The sequence below is a fragment of the Humibacter ginsengisoli genome, assembly GCF_054780095.1.
The window spans coordinates 333,727-355,486 of the sequence record NZ_BAAGWZ010000012.1 but is presented as its reverse complement, the minus strand read 5'-3'; the positions used below and the strand labels follow the sequence as shown (position 1 = coordinate 355,486).

Below are 21,760 nucleotides of genomic sequence, written 5' to 3'. Positions count from 1 at the left end.
GGGCGTGAGCCTCCCGCTGGACCGGCGCCGCAGCATTTGGGCTGCTCGTCAGCGCCGGAAGACCCGCACAGCGAGCCAGACGGCGCCGGCGGCCGCTGCGGCGAGCGCCACACCCACGGCGGCGAGGCCGAGCGGGTTCTCCTCAGCGGCGGCGCGGATGCGCTTGGGCACGTTCAGCTTGTCTTGGAGGGCATCCAGAGTCGCGGCGAGCTCCGCGCGAGCGGCGGCCACATCGGCGGCAGGGCTGGAGCCCTTGCCCTTCTCCGCATCGCGCCGGGCGCCCTCCGAGACGGTGCCGGATTCCACAGGCTCAATGGTCATAGTCGCCCAGCCCCCTCACCGCATTGACGTCGCGCTTGACGCTCTCGATCGTCTCGGTCGGCGCGGGCGGCATGCCTCGTCGCAACGAGAGCATTCCGACGAAGCCGAAGATCCCGGCCAGGATCAGCAGGCCGGCCGCCACGATGAGTGCGGCGAGCCAGGCCGGCAGGGCGACCGCGATGCCGAGCACCGCCGCGGCCACGAGCACGCCGAGCATGAAGAACAGCAGTGCACCGGCCACGACGAACATGCCGATGCCGATCCCCAGGCTGATGGCCTTGCGGACCATTTCGGCCTTGAGCTGTGCGAGCTCCGCCTTGAGCAGCGCGACCACGAGGCCGGGAAGATCCCGCAGCAACTGGATCAGCGAACGCTTGTCCCGCAGCCCACGGTCCCCGATGGTGGACGGCCGCATGCCCGGCGACTGCGGGTTCTGCGAACCCGACGGACGAGCACTCTCGGACATCAGGATGCCCGCCCGCCCGATCCTGAGCCTCCGGACCGCGTGCGCCGCTGCCCCGACCTGGCGGCCGTCGTTGCCGACTCGTCCGTCGGCGCATCCGTCTTCGAGGCCGACCCGTTCGACTTGGACCCCGAACCGTTCGACTTCGTGACGGCCCGCTTGATGTTCTCGGTCACGACCGTGCCGAGGTCACCGATGCGATCGGCCGTGTAGTCCTGCACGGAATGCACCTGCTTCTGCACGACCGGCGAGTCCCACACCTTGAGCCAGGCGGACTTGATCTGCTCGTACCTCTGCCGTCCGGCCCGAGTGCCGAGCACGTACCCGGCTCCCAGCCCGACGACGAAGAGAACCTTGCCTTTCATGGTGCCCCCGCCCCTGCAGTGTTCGTCTTACGACGCTCGATGTTCACACCGACCGATCGCCCGATCAGCCGTTGCCGGTCAGCGTCTTCCAGCGTAGTGCGCGGATGCGTTCGGCGGCCTTGCGGGCATCCGGAACCACCGATGCGAGCCCGGTTCCCGTCAGCCAAGAGCCCGTCACCTCGAGTCCTTCCACCCCTTCTACCGCGCTGCGCACCCGGTCGATTCGCTCTCGCTGCCCTTGCGCGGCAACGGGAGGAGCGTTCGTCCAGCGCACTGCGTCCGATCCGACGACACTAGATTCCGCTAGCGGAATATTCAAGAGGGTTGACGCGTCGGCGATAGCGCGCAAGCGGATGCCCTGCTCGTCCATTCCCGCCAGCGGGCTGGGCGATCCGGCCCGTCCGTACGACAGCCGGAGCACATGGCGGCCGGCGGGGAGCTGCTGCGCGACCCACTGCCACTTCGCGGTGACGTGCGTCAGCGCCTTCGCGGCTACCTGGCTCTGCGACACGGTCTCTGCCACGAGCATCCCGGTGCCGCGGGGCGCTGAGTCGAGGCGCGAATCGTCCACCACGAGCGTCACGATGTCGACCGTCGACGGGTTCGGCCAATTCAGCTCGGCGAGTGACGTCAGCGAATCGGATGCCCGTGCCAGCAGCGACAGCGCCGCCTCCGCTGGTGCCGCCACCAGCACGACGTCGGCGTCGAGCGTCTCCCCGTCGGCGAGCTGTACCAGCCACCGGCCCGGCCGTGGCGGCGGTTGTGCTGGCGCCGCGGTGCTCACCGATTCCCCACGTGCGTCTCCGAAGGCCGCATCGACGGATGCGGCGAGCGCCTCGGTGTCCGCGCGGGACGCATGCTCCTGCGTCCCGCCGGCATCCGCAGATCGGTCGGCTTCGTCCTCCCCGCCGGGACGCAACCCGACCACCTTCGACCCGGTGCGCAACACGGCGCCGCGGGCACGGGCATCCGCCGCCAGCACGTCGATGAGCCTGGCCATGCCGCCGACGAGTCCGCCGACCGCGGAGCCGGCCTTCGCATTCTCCCGCAGAATCGAGACGCCGCCGGAGAGCGAGCCGGTGCGGGTGATGGCCGCGTTGAGGCCGGGCGCGGCGACGGCCACGTCGAGTTCGTCGGGCGACGCCGAGTACACGCCCGTGGTGACCGGAGCGACCAGGTTCTGCAGCACGGACTCCCCCATGCGGCGTCGCACGAGCACCCCGAGGTTGCGCTCCTCGCCGATCTTGAGCACGGGCATCAGCCGGTCGAGGTACGCACGGAACGCGCCGCCCCAGCCGATCGCGGCGATAACGTCGCTCGCCAGCGGCGAGCTCGGGATGCCGAGCAGCCCTGCCTTCGGCATCGGCACTGCTCGTCCAGGTAGTTGAAGCCAGGCACCCGCGGCCAGCGGGGACACCACGTCGTCGGTGAGCCCGAGCTCCTCGAGCAGCTCGGCCACGTGACCGCCGCGGGTGGCGAAGCTCTCGGCGCCGGCATCCAGCTGGACGCCTGCGACCTCGTGCCGCGCGACGCTCCCGCCGAGTTCCTGACGTTCCTCCAGCACGGTCACCTCGAAGCCGGGCCGCGCGGTCTCCCGTGCGGCCACCAGCCCCGCTGCGCCTCCGCCGATGACGACGACGCGGGTCGGCTCGTCGCTGATCGCGTGCTCGAGCGCCTCGCGAACCCTGCGCTCCTGCTCCGGCGAAAGCGACGCCAGGTCGGATCCGCCCGCGCGTCGGGTGCTCCGTGGGCTCATGCCGGCAACCTGTGCACGAGTTCGACGATGCGGGTGAGAACGGCCGGGTCCGTCTCGGGCGGCACACCGTGTCCGAGGTTGACGACATGCGACGGAGCGCTGCGCCCGCGCTCGACCACGTCGCGCACGTGCGCCTCGATGATCGGCCACGGGGCGTCCAGGTAGGCGGGGTCGATGTTGCCCTGCAGCGGAACGATGTTGCCCAGCCGCCTGCTCGCCTCGTCGAGCGGCACCCGGTAGTCGACGCCGACGACGTCGGTGCCGATGTCGTGCATGGCCCTCAGCAGCTCGCTGGTGCCGACGCCGAAGTGCACGATCGGCACGTTGCGCCTGACGAGCATCCCGGTCACCGGGTCGGATGGCTCGTCCGGATCGGGATACGAGAGGTCGCGCACGTACGAAAGCGCCCGAGCGGATGCCGGTGCGACATGCCGCGTGTAATCCTCCAGCGACAGCGCACCGGCCCACGAGTCGAAGAGCTGCGCCGCGCTGGCCCCGGCCAGCACCTGGGTGCGGAGGAACGTGCCCGTCACGTCGGCGGCCCAGGCCATCAGGGCGTGCCAGGCATCCGGATCCGCGTGCATGAGCGTGCGCGCGCGAATGTGATCCTTCGACGGACCGCCCTCGACAAGGTATGCAGCGAGCGTGAATGGTGCGCCGGCGAATCCGATCAGCGGAGTGTGTCCGAGCTCGGCGAGACCGCTGACCGTCTGCCGCACGCCCTCCGCCACGGGGGCGAGAGCATCCGGGTCGAGGGTCGGCAGCGCAGCGATGTCTGCCGCCGTCCGCACGGGGGCGCCGAGCACCGGCCCCTTGCCAGGCACAATGTCGATGTCGACCCCGGCCGCCTTGAGCGGCACGACGATGTCGCTGAAGAAGATGCCGGCGTCGACCCGGTGCCTGCGCACCGGCTGCAGCGTGATCTCGCTGGCGAGCGCGGGGTCGAGGCAGGCATCCAGCATGCTCGTCCCGATGCGCAGCTCACGGTACTCGGGCAGGGAGCGGCCGGCTTGACGCATGAACCACACGGGCAGCACGGCGGGACGACGGCCCGAGTAGGCGGTGATGAGCGGCGACCTGGACGTGAGCCCTGCGACGAGCGGATGCTCCGCCGCAAGTGCCTGCGAATCCTCGGTCGTCTGCCTGCTCTGCATGTGCTGCGCGGTCGGCTCGGATGGCGCGGCCGGTTCGGGTGACGTCACACGCTCGATTGTCCCATCCGTCGCTGGATGTCCCGCCGTCCGAATACACAGAGACACCGGCGTACCATCGAACGCGTGCTTCTCTGCTTCACCGCGAGCCATCGCACGGCCGACTTCGAATTGCTCGAGCGGCTCGAACGGCACGCGGGTGACGTCGACGCGGCACTGCGAGCGCGCACGGATGCCTTCGCGGGGTCCGTCGTGCTGGCCACCTGCAACCGGTTCGAGGCCTACCTCGACGTGACGGATGCCGCCGCTGCCGATGCCGCGCGCCTCGCGCTCGCCACCATCGGCGACGCCACCGGCGTCGCGCCCGAAGAGCTGAGGGCATCCACCACGGTGGTCCGCGACCATGGCGTCGCCGACCACCTGTTCTCCGTGGCCAGCGGCCTCGAGTCGCTCGTCGTGGGCGAGGGCGAGATTGCGGGCCAGGTGCGCCGGGCGCTCGAGAAGGCGCGCAGGCACGGCAGCGCGACGAGCGACCTGGAGCGGCTGTTCCAAAACGCGTCGCGGGTCTCGCGCGAGGTGAAGAACGGCACGAAGGTCGGCTCGGCCGGTAGGTCGATCGTGCGACTCGCCCTGGAGCTCGCCGCGAGCCGGATCGCGGACTGGGCGAGCGCGAACATCCTGCTGGTCGGCACAGGCAACTACGCGGCCACGACCCTGAAAGCGCTCCGCGACCGCGGCGCCGAGAACGTTCGGGTGTGGTCGCGTACCGGACGCGCACAGGCGTTCGCCGTGAAGCACGACATCGAAGCGGTGGAGCGCGACGGACTCGTCGAGGCGGTGGCTGCGGCCGAGCTCGTGGTGACGTGCAGCGTCGCCCCGACCGTGCTGCTCGACCGCGAACTCGTCGAGCAGGCCAGTCATCGGCCGGATGCCGTGGTGCACCGTCTCGTGATCGATCTCGGGCTGCCTCGCAATGTCGACCGCGACGTGGCGTGGGTGACCGGCACCGAACTGCTCGACCTCGAGACGATCGGTCTGCACGCGCCGCTCGAGGACTTCACCGCGACCGACCGCGCCCGAACGATAGTCGGTGACGCCGCGGCGGAGTTCGCGGCCAAGGGCGACGAGCGCGAAGCCGAGCCCGCCGTGGTCGCCCTGCGCACGCACGTGTTCGGCCTGCTCGAGGCGGAGATCGAACGTGCCAGGCGGCGCAGCGGCTCACCGGAGCAGGCGGAGCAGACCGAGGCAGCGCTGCGGCACCTGGTCGGGGTTCTGCTGCACACGCCGTCCGTACGAGCCCGCGAGCTGTCGCGCGACGGCGACGCGGACGCTTTCATCGAGGGCGTGAACGCCGTCTTCGGGCTCGATTCGGAAGCGCGGCCGACCCTGCGTATCGTTGCGGACGAGGGCCAGGCATCCTGATCCGAGCGACTCGGATGCCGTCAGAGACGACGAGGGGACTTCAACAACACATGACTTCCGAGACGACGAACGACGCCGGTCTGCTGGCTCTGCCCTTCGAGACGCGGGAGATCTCCACCGAGCGGTTGCGACTGCGACCGCTGACGAAGAGCGATCTGGAGAGCCGCAGCGCGAACTACCAGAAGCGCACCGATGTCGTGCGCTACCTGCGCTGGGAGGTACACGACCACGACGAGCCGGCGAAGAACCTCGAGAAGCGCATCGCACTTCAGCGACTGGCGCACGACGGCGACGGCCTCATCTTCGCGGTCGAGTTGTGCGCGACGGATGGCTCCGATGAGCACCGTGTGATCGGGGACGTCAGCCTGTTCGTGAAGAGCGCGAAGGATGCCCAGGTCGAGATCGGCTGGGTGTTCCATCCGGCAGTGCACGGGCGCGGCTTCGCCACGGAGGCGGCCACGGCGCTGCTGAAGGTGGCGTTCGACGAGCTTGGCGCGCACCGCGTGTACGCGGAGCTGGATGCCGCGAACGAGGCATCCGCTCGGCTGTGCGAGATTCTCGGGATGACCCGCGAGGCACTGCTGCGCGACCGCGACCATGTGGACGGCGAGTGGCGCGACGTCGCCATCTTCGGCCTGCTGGATCGCGAGTTCGCGGCAACGCAGGCCATTACCGCCTGACTCCGGGCTCTCGAAGGGACATTCGCGCGCGCCTGCCCCGGTCGTGACCGGCATCCGTGCACCATGGGTGGATGAGCGATCAGCAGGGATTCCCCGAGCCGTTCGGCGACGCGGATGGCGGTGGGTCCGGCGGTCCCGATGGACCGAACCGGGGCATCCGCGGGCGCACGGTTGCCATCATCGTGCTGGCCATCGTGGTCGTGGTGCTCATCATCGTGGTCGCCTCGCTCGTCTACGCCCAGAGCGGCAAGGTCACGCCGACGTCGAGCCCGACTGTGACGACATCCAGCCCGACTCCGACGCACAGCAGCACACCGACGCCGACGCAGACATCCGGTGCGGTGGCGACGTGCTCAGTGAGCGACCTCTCCGTGACGCTCGGCTCGTTCAGCGGCGCGGCCGGAAGCGACTACGTGCCGATCGTCTTCACGAACACGTCGTCGAAGCCGTGCGAGCTGCATGGCTTCCCCGGTGTCTCGTTCGTGGGCAAGGGGAACGGAACACAACTCGGCGCTGCGGCCGACTGGGACCAGTCCAAGCCGATCGTGCAGAACACTCTGCAGCCGGGCTCCGCCGTCGCCGCGAACCTGCGCATCGTGCAGGCGGGCAACTACAGCTCGAGCCAATGCCAGCCGCTTGCCGCCGACGGCTTTCGCGTCTACCCACCGCACTCCACGAAGTCGGTCTTCGTGAAAGATGCCAGCCTCACCGCGTGTCAGAACGACAAGGTGCATCTGCTCACGGTGGTCTCCCCCGTCTCCCCGCACTAGGAGTCGCCGATATCTTCTCAGACGCCGCACTCCACGGTTCAAGTCGCGCAGATGGCCCCTTTTGGGCGGATCTTCAGGGCCATCTGAGCGACTTGGACGAAACCAACCGGCGGTGCGGGTATCAGGCCACGCCGAGGTAGGCCTCCTTGATGGCCGAGTTCGTCAGCAGCTCCCTGCCCGTTCCGCTGTGCGTGATCGTTCCGGTCTCCAGCACGAACGCGCGGTGGGCGCGCGCGAGAGCCTGATTCGCGTTCTGCTCGACGAGCAGGATCGTGGTGCCCTGCTCGTTGATCTCGGTGATGATGCGGAAGATCTGCTTGATGAACTGCGGGGCGAGACCCATTGACGGCTCGTCGAGCAGCAGGAGCCGTGGCCGGCCCATCAGCGCCCGTCCGATCGCGAGCATCTGCTGCTCGCCGCCCGACATGGTGCCTCCGGTCTGCGTCTTGCGTTCCTCCAGCCGGGGGAAGAGCGCGAACACCCGTTCCAAGTCGGCCTTGACACCCGTCCGGTCCTTGCGGGCGTACGTGCCCATGTCCAGGTTCTCGAGCACGGTCATCCCGGGAAAGATCCCGCGACCCTCTGGCGATTGCGAGATGCCGTTCGCGACCCGGATGTGCGCCTTCGTCCTCGTGATGTCCTGACCGTCGAACCGGATGGACCCCTTGGTCAGGTTCAGCAGGCCGGAGATCGCCTTCATCGTCGTGGTCTTGCCCGCGCCGTTCGCACCGATGAGCGAGACGATCTCGCCCTCCTCGACGGTGAACGACAGACCGTGCAGCGCCTCGATGCGGCCATAGGAGACCACGACATCGTTCAGTTCAAGCAGCGTCGTCATCGGGCTCTCCCAGGTAGGCGGAGATCACGCGAGGGTCGTTGCGCACCTCGGCGGGCGATCCGTCCGCGATCTTCTTTCCGAACTCCAGCACCACGATGCGGTCGCAGACTCCCATCACGAGTTTCATGTCGTGCTCGATGAGCAGCACGGTGTAGCCGTCGGCGCGGATGGTGCGGATGAGCTCCATCAGCTGCTCCTTCTCCGCCGGGTTGAAGCCGGCGGCCGGCTCGTCCAGGCAGAGCACCTTCGGGTCCGTCGCCAGCGCCCGCGCGATCTCCAGCCTGCGCTGGCTGCCGTAAGGCAGGTGACGCGACAGGGTGTCAGCGGAATCCGCGATGCCGACGAATTCGAGCAGGGCGAGACCACGCTCCACCGACGACTTCTCCTCGCGGTAGTGGCGCGGGCTGCGCACCAGGGCACCTGGCACGCTCGTGCGGTGGCGGGCATCCAGGCCCACCACGACGTTCTCCAGTGCCGTCATCTCGCCGAACAGGCGGATGTTCTGGAACGTGCGCGCGAGGCCCGCCCTGGTGATCTTGTGCTGCTTCTTGCCCTTGATCGATGCGCCCTCCATGAGCACGTCGCCGCTGGTCGGACGGTAGACGCCGGTCATGGCGTTGAACGCCGTCGTCTTGCCCGCTCCATTCGGCCCGATCAGCCCGAGGATCTCACCGCGGTTGATGTGGAACGTCACGTCGTCGAGAGCCGTCAGGCCACCGAACTTCACCGTGACCGCCTTGACCTCTACGAGCTTCTCACCGACCCCGACGGTGATCTCCCGGTCCGGCGCCGCTGCTTCGGCGAGCTCCGCATCAACCCCGGCCTCGGCGAGCGTCGCCGCGTTCTCCTCCTCGGCTGGAATATCCGCGTCGGCCTCCGGCGTCGGGTCGGGCCCGACGTCGGTCAGGTCGGCATCGTCCGGGCCTGCGTTCGGCACGGGCTCCGGCAGCGCCCCGAGATTCGGATCGTGCTCGACGGGGACGCGTTCCGGCCGCTCGTCGCGTGTCGCGTCGTTCTTCTCGCTCATTCGGCACCTCCGTCCCTGGTGTCGGTCGGAACGACACCCGTGACGGGAGCACCCTCGGGGCGAGCACGCCACACGGCTGTCGCCTCCCCATCGTCGCCGGGGTTCGCGCGGCCGCCGGGTTTCGTGCGTGCCTCCTTCAGCTCTCGCACCTTGTCTGCCACCAGGCGCGAGTAGGTGAGCAGGTGGGACTTGGCCGCGATCAGGCCTTGCGGACGGAAGATCATCATGACGATCAGCAGCACGCCGAAGATGAGGTACTTCCAGTCCGCGATGGCGGTGAACCGCAGCGGGATGTACGCAACGATCGCGCCGCCCAGGATGGCGCCGACCTTGTTGCCGGAGCCGCCGAGCACGACGGCCGCGACGAACAGGATCGAGGTGGCCACGTCGAACTTCTGGTTGTTCACGAAGCTCACCTGCCCGGCGAAGAGCGCTCCTGAGAGACCGCCGATGCCTGCGCCGATCGCGAACGCCCACAGCTTGAACTTGAACGTCGGAACGCCCATGATCTCGGCGGCGTCCTCGTCTTCGCGGATGGCGATCCAGGCGCGGCCCACCCGGCTGCGCTCGAGGTTGCCGACGAACATGAGGATGATCACGATGACCGTCACCGCCAGCCAGTACCAGGGGGTGCCGTTCGATGCCGAGAAGACGGCGTGACCCTGGGCATCCGTTCCCGGCGGATGCCCGACCTCCTGGAACCCGACCTGCCCGCGAGCGGCGGGGATGATCGTGGCCAGAATGCGGATGATCTCACCGAACCCCAGCGTCACGATGGCCAGGTAGTCACCGCGCAGCCGCAGTGTGGGCAGGCCGAGTGCCACGCCGAACACCATGGCGATGCCGATGGCGAGCGGGAGCGTCCACAGGTACGGGATGTGGATCGCCGTCGAGTCTGGCGAGGTGAAGAACGCCGCCGTATACGACCCGATCGCGAAGAACGCGATGTATCCGAGGTCGAGCAGGCCGGCGAATCCGATCACGACGTTCAGGCCCACCGCCACCAGCGCGTACACCGCCATCTGGAAGCACGAGATCGGGAAGTCGTTCCCGGGCTCCGTCGTGATCAGCCACGGGTTGGCGACCGGAAGGTAGTAGACCGCGGCCAGCACGATGGCGAGGAACAGCCACTGCTGCCAGCGCGCCATGCGGTTCCACCGGCGACGCCAGCCGCCGAGGAACTGCCGGCGGCCGCCGAACGACTCCTCCGCAACCAGCTGCTGCGACTTGCGAGCGGTCGGCATGGGCGTGCCGCCTCCGATGGCGCTCATGCGCGGCTCCTTCCAAGGGACTGCCCGAGCAAGCCGGACGGACGCACCAGCAGCACGAGCACCAGCACGATGAACGCGACGACGTCGGTCCACTGCGAGTCGCCGAGCAACAGCTGACCGTAGTTGCCGATCACGCCGATCAGCAGTCCGCCCAGCAGGGCGCCCCGCACGTTGCCGATTCCGCCGAGCACTGCGGCGGCGAACGCCTTGATGCCGAGCACGAAACCGCCGTTGTAGATGACGCCGCTCGGCACCTTCATCACGTAGAACAGCGCCGCCGCTCCGGCGAGGATGCCGCCGATCACGAACGTGGTGACGATGATGCGGTCCTTGTTGACGCCCATCAGCGTCGCCGTGTCGGGATCCTGTGCCACGGCACGAATGCCGCGACCCACCCGGGAGCGCCGGATGTACTGGTCCGTCGCGACCATCATCACGATGGCGGCGATGATGATCGTCAGCTGCTGGCTGTCGATGATCGCACCGAACACCTGGAACACCGGCGTCGGGATGAACATCGTCACGGCCGGCTCCGCGTTCGACCCGCGCACCAGGAAGATGATGTATTGGATCGAGAAGGATGCGCCGATCGCGGTGATCAGGAACGCCAGCCTCGACGCGCCGCGCCGCCGTAGCGGCCGGTAGGCGACCCGCTCGATGATGAACGCGGTCACGACCGAGAACACCATGCCGACGATCATCGCCAGCAGGAGGTTCGCGATGATCGCCCAGATCGAGAGGTTCGGCGGGTTCGGCCCGAAACCGAGCGTGGTCAGCGTCGCGACGACGCCGTAGCACCCCATGATGAACACCTCGGAGTGCGCGAAGTTGATGAGGTTCAGAACGCCGTAGACGAGCGTGTAGCCGAGAGCCACCAGCGCGTAGATGGCGCCGAAGGTGAGACCGTCGAAGGTCGCTGGCCAGAAATTCTGAACGAGGGAGCCGACGTCGAAGTTGATCCAGCTGTTATCGGCGTGGACGGATGCCGGCAGAGCCGCCGGCAGGGCGAGGAGGGTGGCGAGCATGTGGTTCTTCCGGTGCCGTGTCGAACCCCGACCACGTCGTGGGGGTCCGGCTGTTTCGGGTCAAGCATGGCCGCGTCGTGGAGCGGATTGGAAACGCCCCACGACGCGGCCTTCACGTGAACGGCGCGACTAGCCGATCGCTCCGACCGACACGATCTTGCCGTTGTCGACCTTGTACCCGAACACCGCGGACTTCGCGAGCTCACCCGTGGAGTCCCACTTGAGGTGCTTGCTCAGGCCGTCCGCGTCGTAGTTCGTCACCCAGTTGAGCAGCTTCGAACGGTCGGTGTTGCCCTTGTCGATACCGGAGAGCAGCACGGTCGCCGAGTCGTAGCCCTCTACGGAGTACGTTCCCGGTGCCATGTTGAACGCCGACTGGTAGGCATCCGAGAAGCTCTTGATGAGCTCGCCCGGGATGCAGGGGCAGGTGAAGTAGGCGTTCTCGGACGCGTTGCCTGCGAGCTTGATGAACTGGTCGTCCTTCACGCCGTCGGGGCCGATGAAGACGCCCTTGTATCCCTTGTTCACCAGCTGCTGGTCGAACGGCGCACCTTCGGCGTAGTAGCCGGAGTAGAACACCGCGTCGGGCTTCGCGTTGATGATCTTGCTGACCGTGGCCGAGAAGTCCTTCTGACCGGTGGTCACCTTGTCGGTTCCGGCGACCGAGGAGCCGAGCGCCTTCTGGATGGCCGTGGAGAGCCCGATGCCGTAGTCGGAGTCATCCTGCACCACGTAGACCTTCTTGGCCTTCAGCTTGTCGGTCGCGAAGGTCGCCGCCGCCGGACCCTGCACGTTGTCGTTGCCCAGGGCACGGAAGAACGTCTTCCAGCCGTTCTGCGTCAGCGTCGGGTTCGTGGCAGACGGCGTGATGTGCACGAGGCCGGCCTGCTCGAAGATTCCGCCGGTCGCCTTCGACTCGCCGGAGAACGGAAGGCCGACGACACCGATGATGTCGGACTCATTCACCGCCTGGGTCACGACGCCGGGAGCCTTGCCGGGATCACCCTCGGTGTCGAACTTCTTGAACTGCACCTGGCAGCCCGGGTTCGCCTTGTTGTGCTGGTCGATCGCCAGCTGAACGCCATTGAAGATGTTGATGCCGAGCTGCGCGTTCGGGCCGGTCTCCGCGCCGATGTAGCCGATCGTCAGGTTGCTGTCGCACTTCGCCTTGCCGTCGCCCGCGGGAAGCACGGCGTTCTTCGAGACGTCGATCGACGTCTGGACCGGCAGGTCGACTTTGCTGGTGCTGGAGGTGGATCCCCCGGTCGACGACTGGTTCACACAGCCGGCCGTCAGGAGCGCGACCGCCGCTGCCGCGGCCAGCGCTCCGATGATCCTCTTGGTTGCCATGGAGGTTGCCTTTCAGGTCCTGTGCCAGGGGCGGGTTGTGCCCCTTTGCACGGTTGCAATGTCCTGAACCGTAGACGAGTCTTCAGACCCCCCGCAACGCATTGGGCCAGTGTTGTGCCAAATCTTTACAAAGTGAACACATAAGGCGACCTTGCTCCCACGTCGGGCCCTGCCAGCGGCATCGCAGCGCTCACCAGAGCGCCCCAGGATTCAGTGGACGTATTCGAGCAGGTCGCGGCCGACGGCGCGCATCCCGTCGAGCACTCCGAGCCGTGCAGACAGTTCCCGGTCGTCGAAGGATGTCGACACCACGTACGCGACGCCCGCCCTCGGACCACGCAGCACGCCGACCTCGCTGCGCACACCGGCGTCGGCACCCGTTTTGTTCATCAGCAGCAGTCCGTGGTCCGGACCGCGATGCGCCAGCGGGTCGAGCCCGAAAGCGCTCGCCACCATCGAGAGGTCGTGGTTCAGCGAGAGCCACCCCACCACGCGCTTGCTCGTTCCGGCATCCACGACCTCGCCCCTGGCGAGCGACGCGAACAGCCAGGTGAGCTCCTTGGCGCTTCCCACGGAGAGCTGCGGTGCGTCATCCGGTCCCCGATGGTCGCGCACCAGATCGAGCATCGCGGTCTGACGCAGACCCAGCTGTTCGGTGCGCGCGCTCACCGATTCGAGCCCCACCCGGCGCAGCAGCACATTCGTGGCGAGGTTGTCGCTGGCCGCGCCGACGAGTGCCGCCAGATCGGCCAGCGGAAGCGAGGGAGCGACAAGGTGCTGCCAGATTCCGGAGTCGCCGACGGCATCCGTCTCCAACCGGTCGACGAGGCTCAGCGCGCTCGTGTCGCGCGCCTCGAGCCTCGCGGCCACCTCGATGAGCAGCAGCACCTTGCCGATCGACGCGGTAGGCATGACGACGTGGTCGTCGACCGAGAACAGCACGGCACCGGTCGTGAGATCGATGGCCCTTGCGGATACCTGCACTCCGGCGAGCGCAAGCTCCCCGAGAGCCGCGAAGCCCCTGGCGAAGCTGTCTCCTGGCTCGCGCCCGCGGTGTTTGCCACGTCGCCCGCCCCCATGCCTGGATCGGCGTTCTGAGCCTTGGACGGGGGCGCTCACGGTCTTGTTCGGTCCTCGAAGCTTCGTGCTGCTGGAATGGATGCCGCGTCCCCCGTCGCGGCATCCTGGCGTGCTTACATCAAACCACGCCGCGAGCCCCCCGGGCCGTGAGTCACCAGATGTGCACGCGGTGCTCAGGGGATAGCCATAGTGCATCCGTCGGCTGCACATCGAATGCGTCGTAGAACGCGTCGATGTTGCGCACGATCTGGTTGCACCGGAACTCGTTCGGCGAGTGCGGGTCGATCGCGAGCAGGCGGATGACCTCCTCGTCACGGCTCTTCTGCTGCCAGGCCTGCGCCCAGGAGAGGAAGAACCGCTCAGCGCCCGACAGCCCGTCGATCACCGGGGGTTCGGCACCGTTCAGCGACAGCAGGTACGCCTTCCAGGCGATGCCGAGGCCGCCGAGATCGCCGATGTTCTCGCCGATCGTGAGCGCGCCGTTCACGTGATACTGCGGCACCTGCGCGGGAGCGAGCGCGTTGTACTGGGCGATCAGCGCCCGCGTGCGCTTCTCGAACGCACGGCGGTCATCCGTCGTCCACCAGTCGGCGAGCTTGCCGTTGCCGTCGAACTTCGAACCCTGGTCATCGAATCCGTGCCCGATCTCGTGACCGATCACCGCGCCGATCGCTCCGTAGTTGGCAGCGTCATCCCGGTTCGGATCGAAGAACGGGTACTGCAGCATCGCGGCAGGGAACACGATCTCGTTGAACCCCGGGTTGTAGTAGGCGTTGATCGTCTGCGGCGTCATGAACCACTCGTCGCGGTCGATCGGCTTGCCGATCTTGTCGAGCTCGCGCCGGAACTCGAACTCCGCAGCGCGCCGCACATTGCCCATCAGGTCGGTGGGATCGATCATCAGGCCGGAGTAGTCGCGCCACTTGACCGGGTAGCCGATCTTCGGCGTGAACTTCGACAGCTTCTCGAGCGCGCGGTTTCGGGTCTTCTCGCCCATCCAGTCCAGCGTGCGGATCGACTGCCGGTACGCATCGACCAGGTTGCCGACGAGGATGTCCATGCGACGCTTCGACTCCGGCGGGAAGTGGCGCTCGACGTAGACGCGGCCGACGGCCTCGCCCATCGCGCCCTCCACCAGCGACACACCGCGCTTCCACCGCTCGCGGATCTTCGGCGTACCGGTGAGGGTGCGCCCGTAGAAGTCGAAGTTCTGGTTCACGAAATCGCCGCTCAGGTACGGAGCCGCATCGTGAAGCACCCGCCAGCGCAGCCAGTCTCGCCACTGCGCCAGGCGCTGCTCGCGCAGCAACGATCCGAGGCCGGCGGTGAAGCTCGGCTGGCGCAGCACCACCTCGTCGAAGGCGCCGTCCGGAGCGCCGAGGGCTTTCAGCCAGGAGCCGAGATCGACGCCGCTGGCCAGGGAGGCGGCATCCTTCCAGTTGTAGAGGTTGTACGTCTTCTCGCTGTCGCGGCTGGCGACGTTGTCCCAGTGCGCCTTGGCGATGTCGGTCTCGAGGTCGAACACGTTCTGCGCGCGACGCGGCGCCTCCGGCACGCCCGCCAGCTCGAACATGCGCTGCACGTGCGCGAGGAAGGCGGCACGCACCGACGCGAACTTCGGCTCGCGGTAGTAGCTCTCGTCGGGCAGCGAGATGCCGCCCTGCTCGACGAACACGAGGTAGCGCTCCGGATCGCCGGGGTCGTTGTCGACGAACAGCTGGTAGAAACCGCTGAGCCCGCTCTTCTCCAGGCGTCCGATGGCTTCGAGCAGATGCGGAATGGAGCGGATGTTTCCGGCCAGCGCCAGGCGCGACTCCACGGGCGAGATACCGAGCTTCTCGATGCGCTCGGTGTCCATGAAGCTGGCGAACAGGTCGCCGAACTTGCGCGCCTCTGTGCCCTCCTCGGCGTGCTGGGCGTCGTCGATGATCTCCCTTACGGCCTTCTCCGACTGCTCGGCGAGGATCATGAACGATCCCCACCTGGCCTTGTCAGAGGGAATGTCGGTGCGTGTCGTCCACTTGCCGTTCACGTGCCGGAACAGGTCGTCCTGGGGCCGGATGCCAGCATCCAGCTCATCGATCAGGATGCCGGAGGCAAGAACGGATGCCCCGTCGTCCGGCGTCTGCGCCGGCTTCTGCGCCGCGTCACTCATGTCTTCCAGATTAGGCGAGCAACGACGGGTTCAGCGCCGACGGGAAGTTACCGGGTGCTACACACGTTCACACGATTCGACAGCCAGGCGGTTAGAGAACGAGAGTTGAAGAATGAAACACCTGAAGGGCGCGGTCGCGGTCGCGGCCGCCGCAGCGCTCCTGCTCACCGGATGCACGGCATCCGGTTCCACGGGCAGTGCATCGAGCTCCGGCGGAACACTGACCATCCTCACGCAGCAGACGCAGATCAACCTCGATCCGGCGAAAAGCCAGAACCTCGCGATCACGACTCTCGGGCTCATCGAACGCCGGCTCACCACGTGGGACATCGAGCCGGGCAAACCGGCGAAGGTGGTTCCCGACCTCGCCACGAACACCGGCGTCGCCAGCGACGGCGGCAAGACCTGGACGTACACCCTGAAGAGCGGCCTGAAGTTCTCCGACGGCACGCCCATCACCTCTCAGGACATCAAGTACGGCGTCGAGCGCTCGTTCGCCCCTGAACTCTCCGGCGGCTTGAGTTACCACAAGTCGCTCCTCGTCGGCGGCGCGGACTACAAGGGCCCGTACACCGGCGGCGACCTCGCGTCGATCCAGACTCCCGACTCCAAGACCATCGTCTTCCACCTCAACTCCTCATACGGCGACTGGCCGTGGATCGCCTCGATGCCGGCGTTCGCCCCCGTGCCGAAGGCGAAGGACGACCCGAAGACCTACGGCGAGAAGCCCGTCGCGTCCGGCCCGTACGAGGTGCAGTCGAACAAGAACGGCACGCAGCTCACGCTCGTGCGCAACAAGTACTGGAGCGCGAAGACCGACCCGGTGCGCTCCGGCGGCCCGGACGAGATCGTGTTCAAGGAGAGCCAGGACCTCGCGACCAGCGCGCAGAGCCTGATCTCCGACGTGGGCAGCGCCAAGACGTCATTCATGTCCGACTACCTCGGCGCAGCGCAGCTTTCGCTGGTGAACAAGAATCCGGATGCCAAGAAGCGGCTGGTCACCTCGCAGGCCGGCCCGATCAACTATCTGGCGATGAACACGCAGCGCGGGGCGCTCACCGACCTCAAGGTGCGGCAGGCGATCGAGTACTCGGTCGACCCGAAGGCCTTCATCATCGCGCAGGGCGGCAGCCAGGCCGCCATCCGGGCGACGACGCTGATCACGCCAGGCATCCCCGGGCGCGTCAGCTACAACCTGTACCCGTCGGGTGACGACGGCAACGTCGCCAAGGCCAAGGAGCTGCTGAAGGAGGCCGGACACTCGACGGGGCTGAACCTCACCCTGTGGGCGGCGAACGACTCGTCGAGCCAGGCGCAGGCGCAGGCGCTGCAGCAGGGCATCCAGCGGGCCGGCATCACCGTCACGATCAAGCCCATGGACGAGCTGACGATGTACACCGAGGCCACGACCGAGGCGAACCCGGACTACGACCTCATCCTGGGCGGGTGGCAGCCCGACTTCCCGAGTGCGAACGGCAACATCCAGCCCCTGTTCGCCTCGAGCCAGATCGGTGGCGGCGGGTACAACCTGTCGCGCTACTCCAACCCGGAGGTCGACCAGCTGATCGCGCAGGCGACCGGTGAGGTCGACGCGTCGAAGGCGGAGGCGTTGTGGGCACAGGCCGACAAGCGCATCATGCAGGACGCACCGGTCGTGCCGCTGACGTACTCGAAGCAGTCGTTCCTGCGCGGCGCGAACGTGCAGAACTTCTTCGTCGCCTCGTTCCCGGCGTACCCGAACTACCTCAAGGTGACGCTGAGCAAGTGATCCAGCACCACCCGGACGTCCTGGCGGTGGACGGACTCTCCGTCTCGTTCGCCGACCAGGACGGCCACGACGCGCCCAGACGCACGGTCGTCGACGATGTGAGCTTCACGCTGCACCAGGGCAGAGTGCTCGCGCTCGTCGGCGAGTCCGGCTCGGGCAAGTCCGTGACGGCCATGTCGGTACTCGGGCTGCTGCCCGCCAGCGCGCGGGCGACGGGGAGCATCCGGCTTCAGGGCGAGGAGCTGATCGGAGCGGATGCCCGCAGCCTCCGCAGGGTGCGCGGAAACCGGATCGGCACGATCTTCCAGGAGCCGATGAGCGCGTTCGACCCGATGTACCGCATCGGGTGGCAGATCGCCGAGGCGATACGGGCGCACCACCCGCACACGCCGCGGCACGAGTTGCGCTCTCGGATACGGGAGTTGCTCACGGCCGTCGGCATCACCGATCCGCGACGCATCGCGCATTCGTACCCGCACCAGCTCTCCGGCGGACAGCTTCAGCGGGCGATGATCGCGATGGCGATCTCGTGCGAGCCGGTCGCGCTGATCGCGGACGAGCCGACGACGGCGCTGGACGTCACGGTGCAGGCGGGCATCCTCGAGTTGATCCGGTCGCTGCGCGACACCGTCGGTACGGCAGTGCTGCTCATCACACACGACATGGGCGTGGTCGCCGACCTCGCCGATGACGTCGTGGTGATGCGCGCTGGCGAGGTCGTGGAGCGCGCGGATGCCGTCGAGCTGTTCGCGCATCCGCATGCCGAATACACGCGCGAACTGCTGGGGGCCGTCCCGCGGCTGGAGCGACTGCGGGTCGAGGCGGTCGCCGAGCCGGCCGTACGTGCGTCGTTCAGTTCGCAGTTCTCGTCGCCGGCCGTGTCCGGAGGCCACGCGAACGCCGACCTGAGCGAGCGTGAGGCCGGATCGCGAGCCACCTCTCTGGTCGTCGACGTGCAGAGCGCCGTCGTCACCTACGGCGGCGCGTGGGGGCGGCCGCCACTGGCGGCGGTCGACGGCGTGAGCATCGGGATCGCCCGGGGAACGACGCTCGGGCTGGTCGGCGAGTCCGGTTCCGGCAAGTCGACGCTCGGCCGCGCCCTCGCCGGACTCGTGCCGCTCACCTCCGGCTCGATCACGGTGGCGGGCGTCGAGCTGTCGAAGGCGTCGGCCAAGGACCTTCGCCGGGTGCGGCGCGATGTCGGCTTTGTGTTCCAAGACCCGGCGTCGTCGCTGAATCCGCGCTACACCGTCGGGCAGGCGATCGCCGAGCCGCTGCGGCTGCATACCGCGCAGGATGCCGCCACCCGCCGGTCCCGGGTCGCCGATCTTCTCGAGGCGGTGCGACTGCCGCGCTCGTACGCCTCCCGTTACCCGCACGAACTCTCGGGCGGACAGCGCCAGCGCGTCGCGATCGCGAGGGCTGTGGCACTCGGCCCGTCGCTGCTCATCGCCGACGAGCCGACCAGTGCGCTGGATGTCTCCGTACAGGCGCGCATCCTCGAGCTGCTCGGCGAGCTGCGCGAGCAGATCGGCTTCGCCTGCCTGTTCATCAGCCACGACCTCGCCGTCGTGCAAGAGCTGGCCGACTCCGTCGCCGTGATGCGAGCCGGCCGGCTCGTGGAGGCGGGGCCAACCGAGCAGGTGCTGAGCGCGCCGACGCAGGCATACACGCTGCGCCTCCTCGCTGCGGCCCCGGTGGCCGATCCCGGCGAGCAGCGGCGACGCCGCGAGGCGTGGCTGGAGGTCGAGAACGCCGAAGCGGAGCCGGTCGGACTCGACGCGGCCGCGCTGCAGGCATCCGTCGCCGGTGCACGGAGCGAGGGGACGGAGGAGGGATGACGACCGCCAACACCGTCGAGGGCGAGGCCGTCGTCTCACGCAAGACCGGCTTCGGGCACGTGGTGCGCAGTATCGCGCACGACCCGTGGGCGACCGCCGGAGTCGTGGCGATCGTCGTGTTCGTGCTGGTCGGGATCTTCGCCCCGCTGATCACCGGCATTAACGGACAGAACCCGTACACCTACCATCTGAGCCTGCTCGACGACTCCGGGGCGCCGAAGGGCGCTGCCGGCGGCATCAGCTGGTCTCACTGGTTCGGCGTCGAGCCGCTCACCGGCCGCGACCTGTTCTCGATCGTGGTCTACGGCGCTCGCACCTCGCTGCTCATCGGCGTCAGCGCGACCGTCGTCTCCGTACTGATCGGCGTGCTCGTCGGCCTCACCACCGGCTTCTTCGGCGGATGGTACGACCGCGTCCTCAGCCGCGTCGTCGACGTGATGTTCGGCTTCCCGGTGCTGATCTTCATCATCGCGCTCACCGCGATCGTGCCGAGCTCGTTCCCGCGGCCGCTGTTCATGGTGCTCGTGATCGGCTTCTTCGGCTGGCCGCCCATCTCGCGCGTCATCCGGGGGCAGGTGATGTCGCTGCGCGAGCGCACGTTCGTGGTGGCATCCACCGCGATGGGCGCAGGCCCGTGGCGGGTGGCGCTGAGCCAGGTGCTGCCCAACGTGACCGCCACGATCATCGTCTACACGACCATCCTCGTGCCCAGCATGATCGGGTTCGAGGCGGCGCTCTCGTTCCTCGGCGTCGGCGTTCCGCCGCCGACGCCCTCCCTCGGCCGCACGATCGGCGACGCGGTCGGCTGGGTGCAGACCGATGCGATGTACCTCGTGTTTCCCGGCGCCGCACTGTTCCTGATCACCCTCGCGTTCAATGTCGTGGGCGACGGCCTGCGCGATGCGCTCGACCCGAAGGCGCGCCGCCGATGAGGATGCTCCGCTTCATACTCCTGCGCCTGCTCGGCATGGTCGTCGTGCTGCTGGTGGTCGCCGCCATCACGTACGCGATCTTCTACCTGTTGCCAACGAACCCCGCGCAACTCAGCTGCGGCAAGCCGTGCACGCCCGACAACCTCGAGCGGGCGAAGGAGTTCATGGGCACGAATCTGCCGTGGTGGCAGCAGCTCTGGGACTTCCTCTCCGGGATCGTGGTGGGCCGCACGTTCGGCTCCGGCGAGGCGGCCGTCGTGTGCTCCGCACCATGCTTCGGCTACTCGTTCCAGCAGAACGCTGCTGTCACCGACCTGATCCTGTCGCGCTTTCCGGTGACGGCGTCGATCGCGGTGGGGGCGGCCATCCTGTGGCTCATCATCGGCGTGGCCGGCGGCGTGATCTCGGCTTTGAAGCGCGGCACGTTCGTGGATCGCAGCGTGATGACGCTGGCGATCGCGGGAGTGTCGGCGCCGAGCTATCTCGTCGGCCTGCTGGCGATCCTGGTGTTCGGTTTCACCCTCGGATGGCTGCCGACAGGCGGTTACATACCGCTCACCCAGGATCCGGTGCAGTGGTTCCTGCACCTGCTGCTGCCGTGGTTCACGCTGGCGTTCATCTCCTCGGCGATCTACGCCAGGCTCACCAGGGGCCAGATGATCGAGGCGATGGGCGAGGACTACATCCGCACCGCACGGGCCAAAGGCCTTCGCGAGCCGCGGGTGGTGCTCAGGCACGGGCTGCGGAACGCGCTCATCCCGGTCGTCACGATCTTCGGGCTCGACCTGGGGGCGCTGCTCGGCGGTGCCGTGATCGCCGAGAAGGTGTTCTCGATGCAGGGGCTCGGCGCGCTGCTCATCGACGCCGTGCACCAGCTCGACCTGCAGCTCGTGGTGGGCTTCACGCTGTTCGCGGCGTTCCTCATCGTGATCGCGAACTTCATCGTCGACCTGGTCTACGGCTTCATCGACCCACGAGTGAAGGCCGGCGTCTGAAGCACCACGGCTAGCGGCGCGAGGCCGCCCATTCATCCAGGAGCGCCGGAAGGCGCTTCCGGATGAATCGGAAGAAGCCCGCCAGTTCGGTGAGCCTCTCCCCAGCGTGCGAGTCCGGACCGCCGACCGCGTCGACGGCGTCCTCCGAGATCGCGATCATCATGTCGTAGACCCGGGTTTCGGCCATCGTCGCGGCGTACCAGGAGTTGTCGGGCAGCTCGTAGACATCCCTTCTGCTTCCCGGCTGCGAGACGCGATGGATCATCGCCAACGTCTGCAGGTATCGCACGGCACCGGAGATCGCGGCCGGGCTCGCGTTCAGGCGTTCGGCGAGCTCGGCGGCGGTGAGAGCGGACTCGGCGGCGGTGAGCGTCATGAGAACGCGGGAGGGCATGCGGGGAAAGCCCGCGCCGTTGAGCACCGCGGCGCCGCGCTCGACGTACTCCTGAACCCGCTCTTCGTCTCGCGCCATGTGCCCTCCCCGATCGATTCTGCCTGCTTGCGCGGCCGGTGTCGGCGCCGGCCTTTTCGCCGGATGCGGGCGTCCGCT

Annotated in this window: 20 protein-coding genes; 7 read left to right on the top strand and 13 right to left on the bottom strand. The window is 67.9% G+C overall.

Annotation, left to right across the window (positions count from 1 at the left end):
• Positions 1-48 precede the first annotated feature (48 nt).
• The 5 genes from ACYVI5_RS18730 to hemE form a co-directional block, all read right to left on the bottom strand.
• The gene (locus ACYVI5_RS18730) at positions 49-321 is read right to left on the bottom strand and encodes a DUF3618 domain-containing protein (protein WP_460581564.1); all 273 of its coding nucleotides are present in this window, start codon (positions 319-321) and stop codon (positions 49-51) included.
• Positions 311-787, bottom strand: coding sequence for a phage holin family protein (locus ACYVI5_RS18725; protein WP_460535299.1), 477 nt, complete (start codon positions 785-787; stop codon positions 311-313). Before ACYVI5_RS18725 ends, ACYVI5_RS18730 begins: the two co-directional genes overlap by 11 nt.
• The gene (locus ACYVI5_RS18720) at positions 787-1,149 is read right to left on the bottom strand and encodes a hypothetical protein (RefSeq protein WP_460581563.1); all 363 of its coding nucleotides are present in this window, start codon (positions 1,147-1,149) and stop codon (positions 787-789) included. The genes ACYVI5_RS18725 and ACYVI5_RS18720 overlap by 1 nt, the downstream gene beginning before the upstream one ends.
• A gap of 64 nt (positions 1,150-1,213) precedes the next feature.
• The gene (gene hemG / locus ACYVI5_RS18715) at positions 1,214-2,905 is read right to left on the bottom strand and encodes a protoporphyrinogen/coproporphyrinogen oxidase (RefSeq protein WP_460581562.1); all 1,692 of its coding nucleotides are present in this window, start codon (positions 2,903-2,905) and stop codon (positions 1,214-1,216) included.
• Positions 2,902-4,059, bottom strand: a complete 1,158-nt coding sequence (hemE, locus tag ACYVI5_RS18710; RefSeq protein WP_460581592.1) for a uroporphyrinogen decarboxylase — start codon at positions 4,057-4,059, stop codon at positions 2,902-2,904. The genes hemG and hemE overlap by 4 nt, the downstream gene beginning before the upstream one ends.
• 123 nt (positions 4,060-4,182) lie before the next feature.
• On the opposite strand from hemE, the gene ACYVI5_RS18705 reads away from it, so the two are divergent.
• The 3 genes from ACYVI5_RS18705 to ACYVI5_RS18695 all read left to right on the top strand — a co-directional run bounded on the left by ACYVI5_RS18705 (position 4,183) and on the right by ACYVI5_RS18695 (position 6,928).
• The gene (locus ACYVI5_RS18705) at positions 4,183-5,478 is read left to right on the top strand and encodes a glutamyl-tRNA reductase (RefSeq protein ID WP_460535292.1); all 1,296 of its coding nucleotides are present in this window, start codon (positions 4,183-4,185) and stop codon (positions 5,476-5,478) included.
• Between the two features lie 50 nt (positions 5,479-5,528).
• A complete protein-coding gene (locus tag ACYVI5_RS18700) occupies positions 5,529-6,158 on the top strand; it encodes a GNAT family N-acetyltransferase (protein WP_460581561.1) in 630 nt (209 codons plus the stop codon).
• 71 nt (positions 6,159-6,229) lie between these two features.
• Positions 6,230-6,928, top strand: a complete 699-nt coding sequence (locus ACYVI5_RS18695) for a DUF4232 domain-containing protein (RefSeq protein ID WP_460581560.1) — start codon at positions 6,230-6,232, stop codon at positions 6,926-6,928.
• 121 nt (positions 6,929-7,049) lie between these two features.
• On the opposite strand, the gene ACYVI5_RS18690 is transcribed toward ACYVI5_RS18695, so the two are convergent.
• The 7 genes from ACYVI5_RS18690 to ACYVI5_RS18660 all read right to left on the bottom strand — a co-directional run bounded on the left by ACYVI5_RS18690 (position 7,050) and on the right by ACYVI5_RS18660 (position 15,674).
• Complete coding sequence (locus tag ACYVI5_RS18690) at positions 7,050-7,766, bottom strand: ABC transporter ATP-binding protein (protein WP_460581559.1); 717 nt, start codon at positions 7,764-7,766, stop codon at positions 7,050-7,052.
• Positions 7,750-8,793, bottom strand: a complete 1,044-nt coding sequence (locus ACYVI5_RS18685; protein WP_460581558.1) for an ABC transporter ATP-binding protein — start codon at positions 8,791-8,793, stop codon at positions 7,750-7,752. The genes ACYVI5_RS18690 and ACYVI5_RS18685 overlap by 17 nt, the downstream gene beginning before the upstream one ends.
• Positions 8,790-10,064, bottom strand: a complete 1,275-nt coding sequence (locus ACYVI5_RS18680) for a branched-chain amino acid ABC transporter permease (protein ID WP_460581557.1) — start codon at positions 10,062-10,064, stop codon at positions 8,790-8,792. The genes ACYVI5_RS18685 and ACYVI5_RS18680 overlap by 4 nt, the downstream gene beginning before the upstream one ends.
• Positions 10,061-11,089, bottom strand: a complete 1,029-nt coding sequence (locus tag ACYVI5_RS18675; protein ID WP_460535282.1) for a branched-chain amino acid ABC transporter permease — start codon at positions 11,087-11,089, stop codon at positions 10,061-10,063. Before ACYVI5_RS18675 ends, ACYVI5_RS18680 begins: the two co-directional genes overlap by 4 nt.
• Before the next feature lie 129 nt (positions 11,090-11,218).
• The gene (locus ACYVI5_RS18670; RefSeq protein WP_460535280.1) at positions 11,219-12,439 is read right to left on the bottom strand and encodes a branched-chain amino acid ABC transporter substrate-binding protein; all 1,221 of its coding nucleotides are present in this window, start codon (positions 12,437-12,439) and stop codon (positions 11,219-11,221) included.
• 210 nt (positions 12,440-12,649) lie between these two features.
• Positions 12,650-13,558 (bottom strand): serine hydrolase, encoded by a 909-nt coding sequence (locus tag ACYVI5_RS18665; protein WP_460581556.1) that lies wholly within the window; start codon positions 13,556-13,558, stop codon positions 12,650-12,652.
• 112 nt (positions 13,559-13,670) lie between these two features.
• Entirely contained in the window at positions 13,671-15,674 is a 2,004-nt protein-coding gene (locus tag ACYVI5_RS18660) for a M13 family metallopeptidase (RefSeq protein ID WP_460581555.1), read from the bottom strand.
• A gap of 112 nt (positions 15,675-15,786) precedes the next feature.
• On the opposite strand from ACYVI5_RS18660, the gene ACYVI5_RS18655 reads away from it, so the two are divergent.
• Genes ACYVI5_RS18655 through ACYVI5_RS18640 form a run of 4 tightly spaced genes read left to right on the top strand, consistent with a single transcriptional unit; the run spans position 15,787 to position 21,210 of the window.
• On the top strand, positions 15,787-17,442 hold the full coding sequence (locus ACYVI5_RS18655; protein WP_460581554.1) for an ABC transporter substrate-binding protein: 1,656 nt from the start codon (positions 15,787-15,789) through the stop codon (positions 17,440-17,442).
• Positions 17,439-19,283, top strand: a complete 1,845-nt coding sequence (locus tag ACYVI5_RS18650) for an ABC transporter ATP-binding protein (RefSeq protein WP_460581553.1) — start codon at positions 17,439-17,441, stop codon at positions 19,281-19,283. Before ACYVI5_RS18655 ends, ACYVI5_RS18650 begins: the two co-directional genes overlap by 4 nt.
• A complete protein-coding gene (locus ACYVI5_RS18645) occupies positions 19,280-20,215 on the top strand; it encodes an ABC transporter permease (RefSeq protein WP_460535269.1) in 936 nt (311 codons plus the stop codon). The genes ACYVI5_RS18650 and ACYVI5_RS18645 overlap by 4 nt, the downstream gene beginning before the upstream one ends.
• Positions 20,212-21,210, top strand: a complete 999-nt coding sequence (locus tag ACYVI5_RS18640) for an ABC transporter permease (RefSeq protein WP_460581552.1) — start codon at positions 20,212-20,214, stop codon at positions 21,208-21,210. The genes ACYVI5_RS18645 and ACYVI5_RS18640 overlap by 4 nt, the downstream gene beginning before the upstream one ends.
• 10 nt (positions 21,211-21,220) lie before the next feature.
• Here the strand turns inward: ACYVI5_RS18640 and ACYVI5_RS18635 are convergent, their stop codons facing one another.
• A complete protein-coding gene (locus ACYVI5_RS18635) occupies positions 21,221-21,682 on the bottom strand; it encodes a GbsR/MarR family transcriptional regulator (protein ID WP_460535265.1) in 462 nt (153 codons plus the stop codon).
• Positions 21,683-21,760 lie beyond the last annotated feature (78 nt).

Coding starts and splice junctions, on each gene's coding strand:
- ACYVI5_RS18635 (WP_460535265.1), bottom strand. CDS start 21,682: ATGGCGCGAGACGAAGAGCGGGTTCAGGAGTACGTCGAGCGCGGCGCC.
- ACYVI5_RS18695 (WP_460581560.1), top strand. CDS start 6,230: ATGAGCGATCAGCAGGGATTCCCCGAGCCGTTCGGCGACGCGGATGGC.
- ACYVI5_RS18640 (WP_460581552.1), top strand. CDS start 20,212: ATGAGGATGCTCCGCTTCATACTCCTGCGCCTGCTCGGCATGGTCGTC.
- ACYVI5_RS18655 (WP_460581554.1), top strand. CDS start 15,787: ATGAAACACCTGAAGGGCGCGGTCGCGGTCGCGGCCGCCGCAGCGCTC.
- hemG (WP_460581562.1), bottom strand. CDS start 2,905: ATGAGCCCACGGAGCACCCGACGCGCGGGCGGATCCGACCTGGCGTCG.
- ACYVI5_RS18670 (WP_460535280.1), bottom strand. CDS start 12,439: ATGGCAACCAAGAGGATCATCGGAGCGCTGGCCGCGGCAGCGGCGGTC.
- ACYVI5_RS18720 (WP_460581563.1), bottom strand. CDS start 1,149: ATGAAAGGCAAGGTTCTCTTCGTCGTCGGGCTGGGAGCCGGGTACGTG.
- hemE (WP_460581592.1), bottom strand. CDS start 4,059: ATGCAGAGCAGGCAGACGACCGAGGATTCGCAGGCACTTGCGGCGGAG.
- ACYVI5_RS18700 (WP_460581561.1), top strand. CDS start 5,529: ATGACTTCCGAGACGACGAACGACGCCGGTCTGCTGGCTCTGCCCTTC.
- ACYVI5_RS18725 (WP_460535299.1), bottom strand. CDS start 787: ATGTCCGAGAGTGCTCGTCCGTCGGGTTCGCAGAACCCGCAGTCGCCG.
- ACYVI5_RS18730 (WP_460581564.1), bottom strand. CDS start 321: ATGACCATTGAGCCTGTGGAATCCGGCACCGTCTCGGAGGGCGCCCGG.
- ACYVI5_RS18685 (WP_460581558.1), bottom strand. CDS start 8,793: ATGAGCGAGAAGAACGACGCGACACGCGACGAGCGGCCGGAACGCGTC.
- ACYVI5_RS18645 (WP_460535269.1), top strand. CDS start 19,280: ATGACGACCGCCAACACCGTCGAGGGCGAGGCCGTCGTCTCACGCAAG.
- ACYVI5_RS18660 (WP_460581555.1), bottom strand. CDS start 15,674: ATGAGTGACGCGGCGCAGAAGCCGGCGCAGACGCCGGACGACGGGGCA.
- ACYVI5_RS18680 (WP_460581557.1), bottom strand. CDS start 10,064: ATGAGCGCCATCGGAGGCGGCACGCCCATGCCGACCGCTCGCAAGTCG.
- ACYVI5_RS18690 (WP_460581559.1), bottom strand. CDS start 7,766: ATGACGACGCTGCTTGAACTGAACGATGTCGTGGTCTCCTATGGCCGC.
- ACYVI5_RS18675 (WP_460535282.1), bottom strand. CDS start 11,089: ATGCTCGCCACCCTCCTCGCCCTGCCGGCGGCTCTGCCGGCATCCGTC.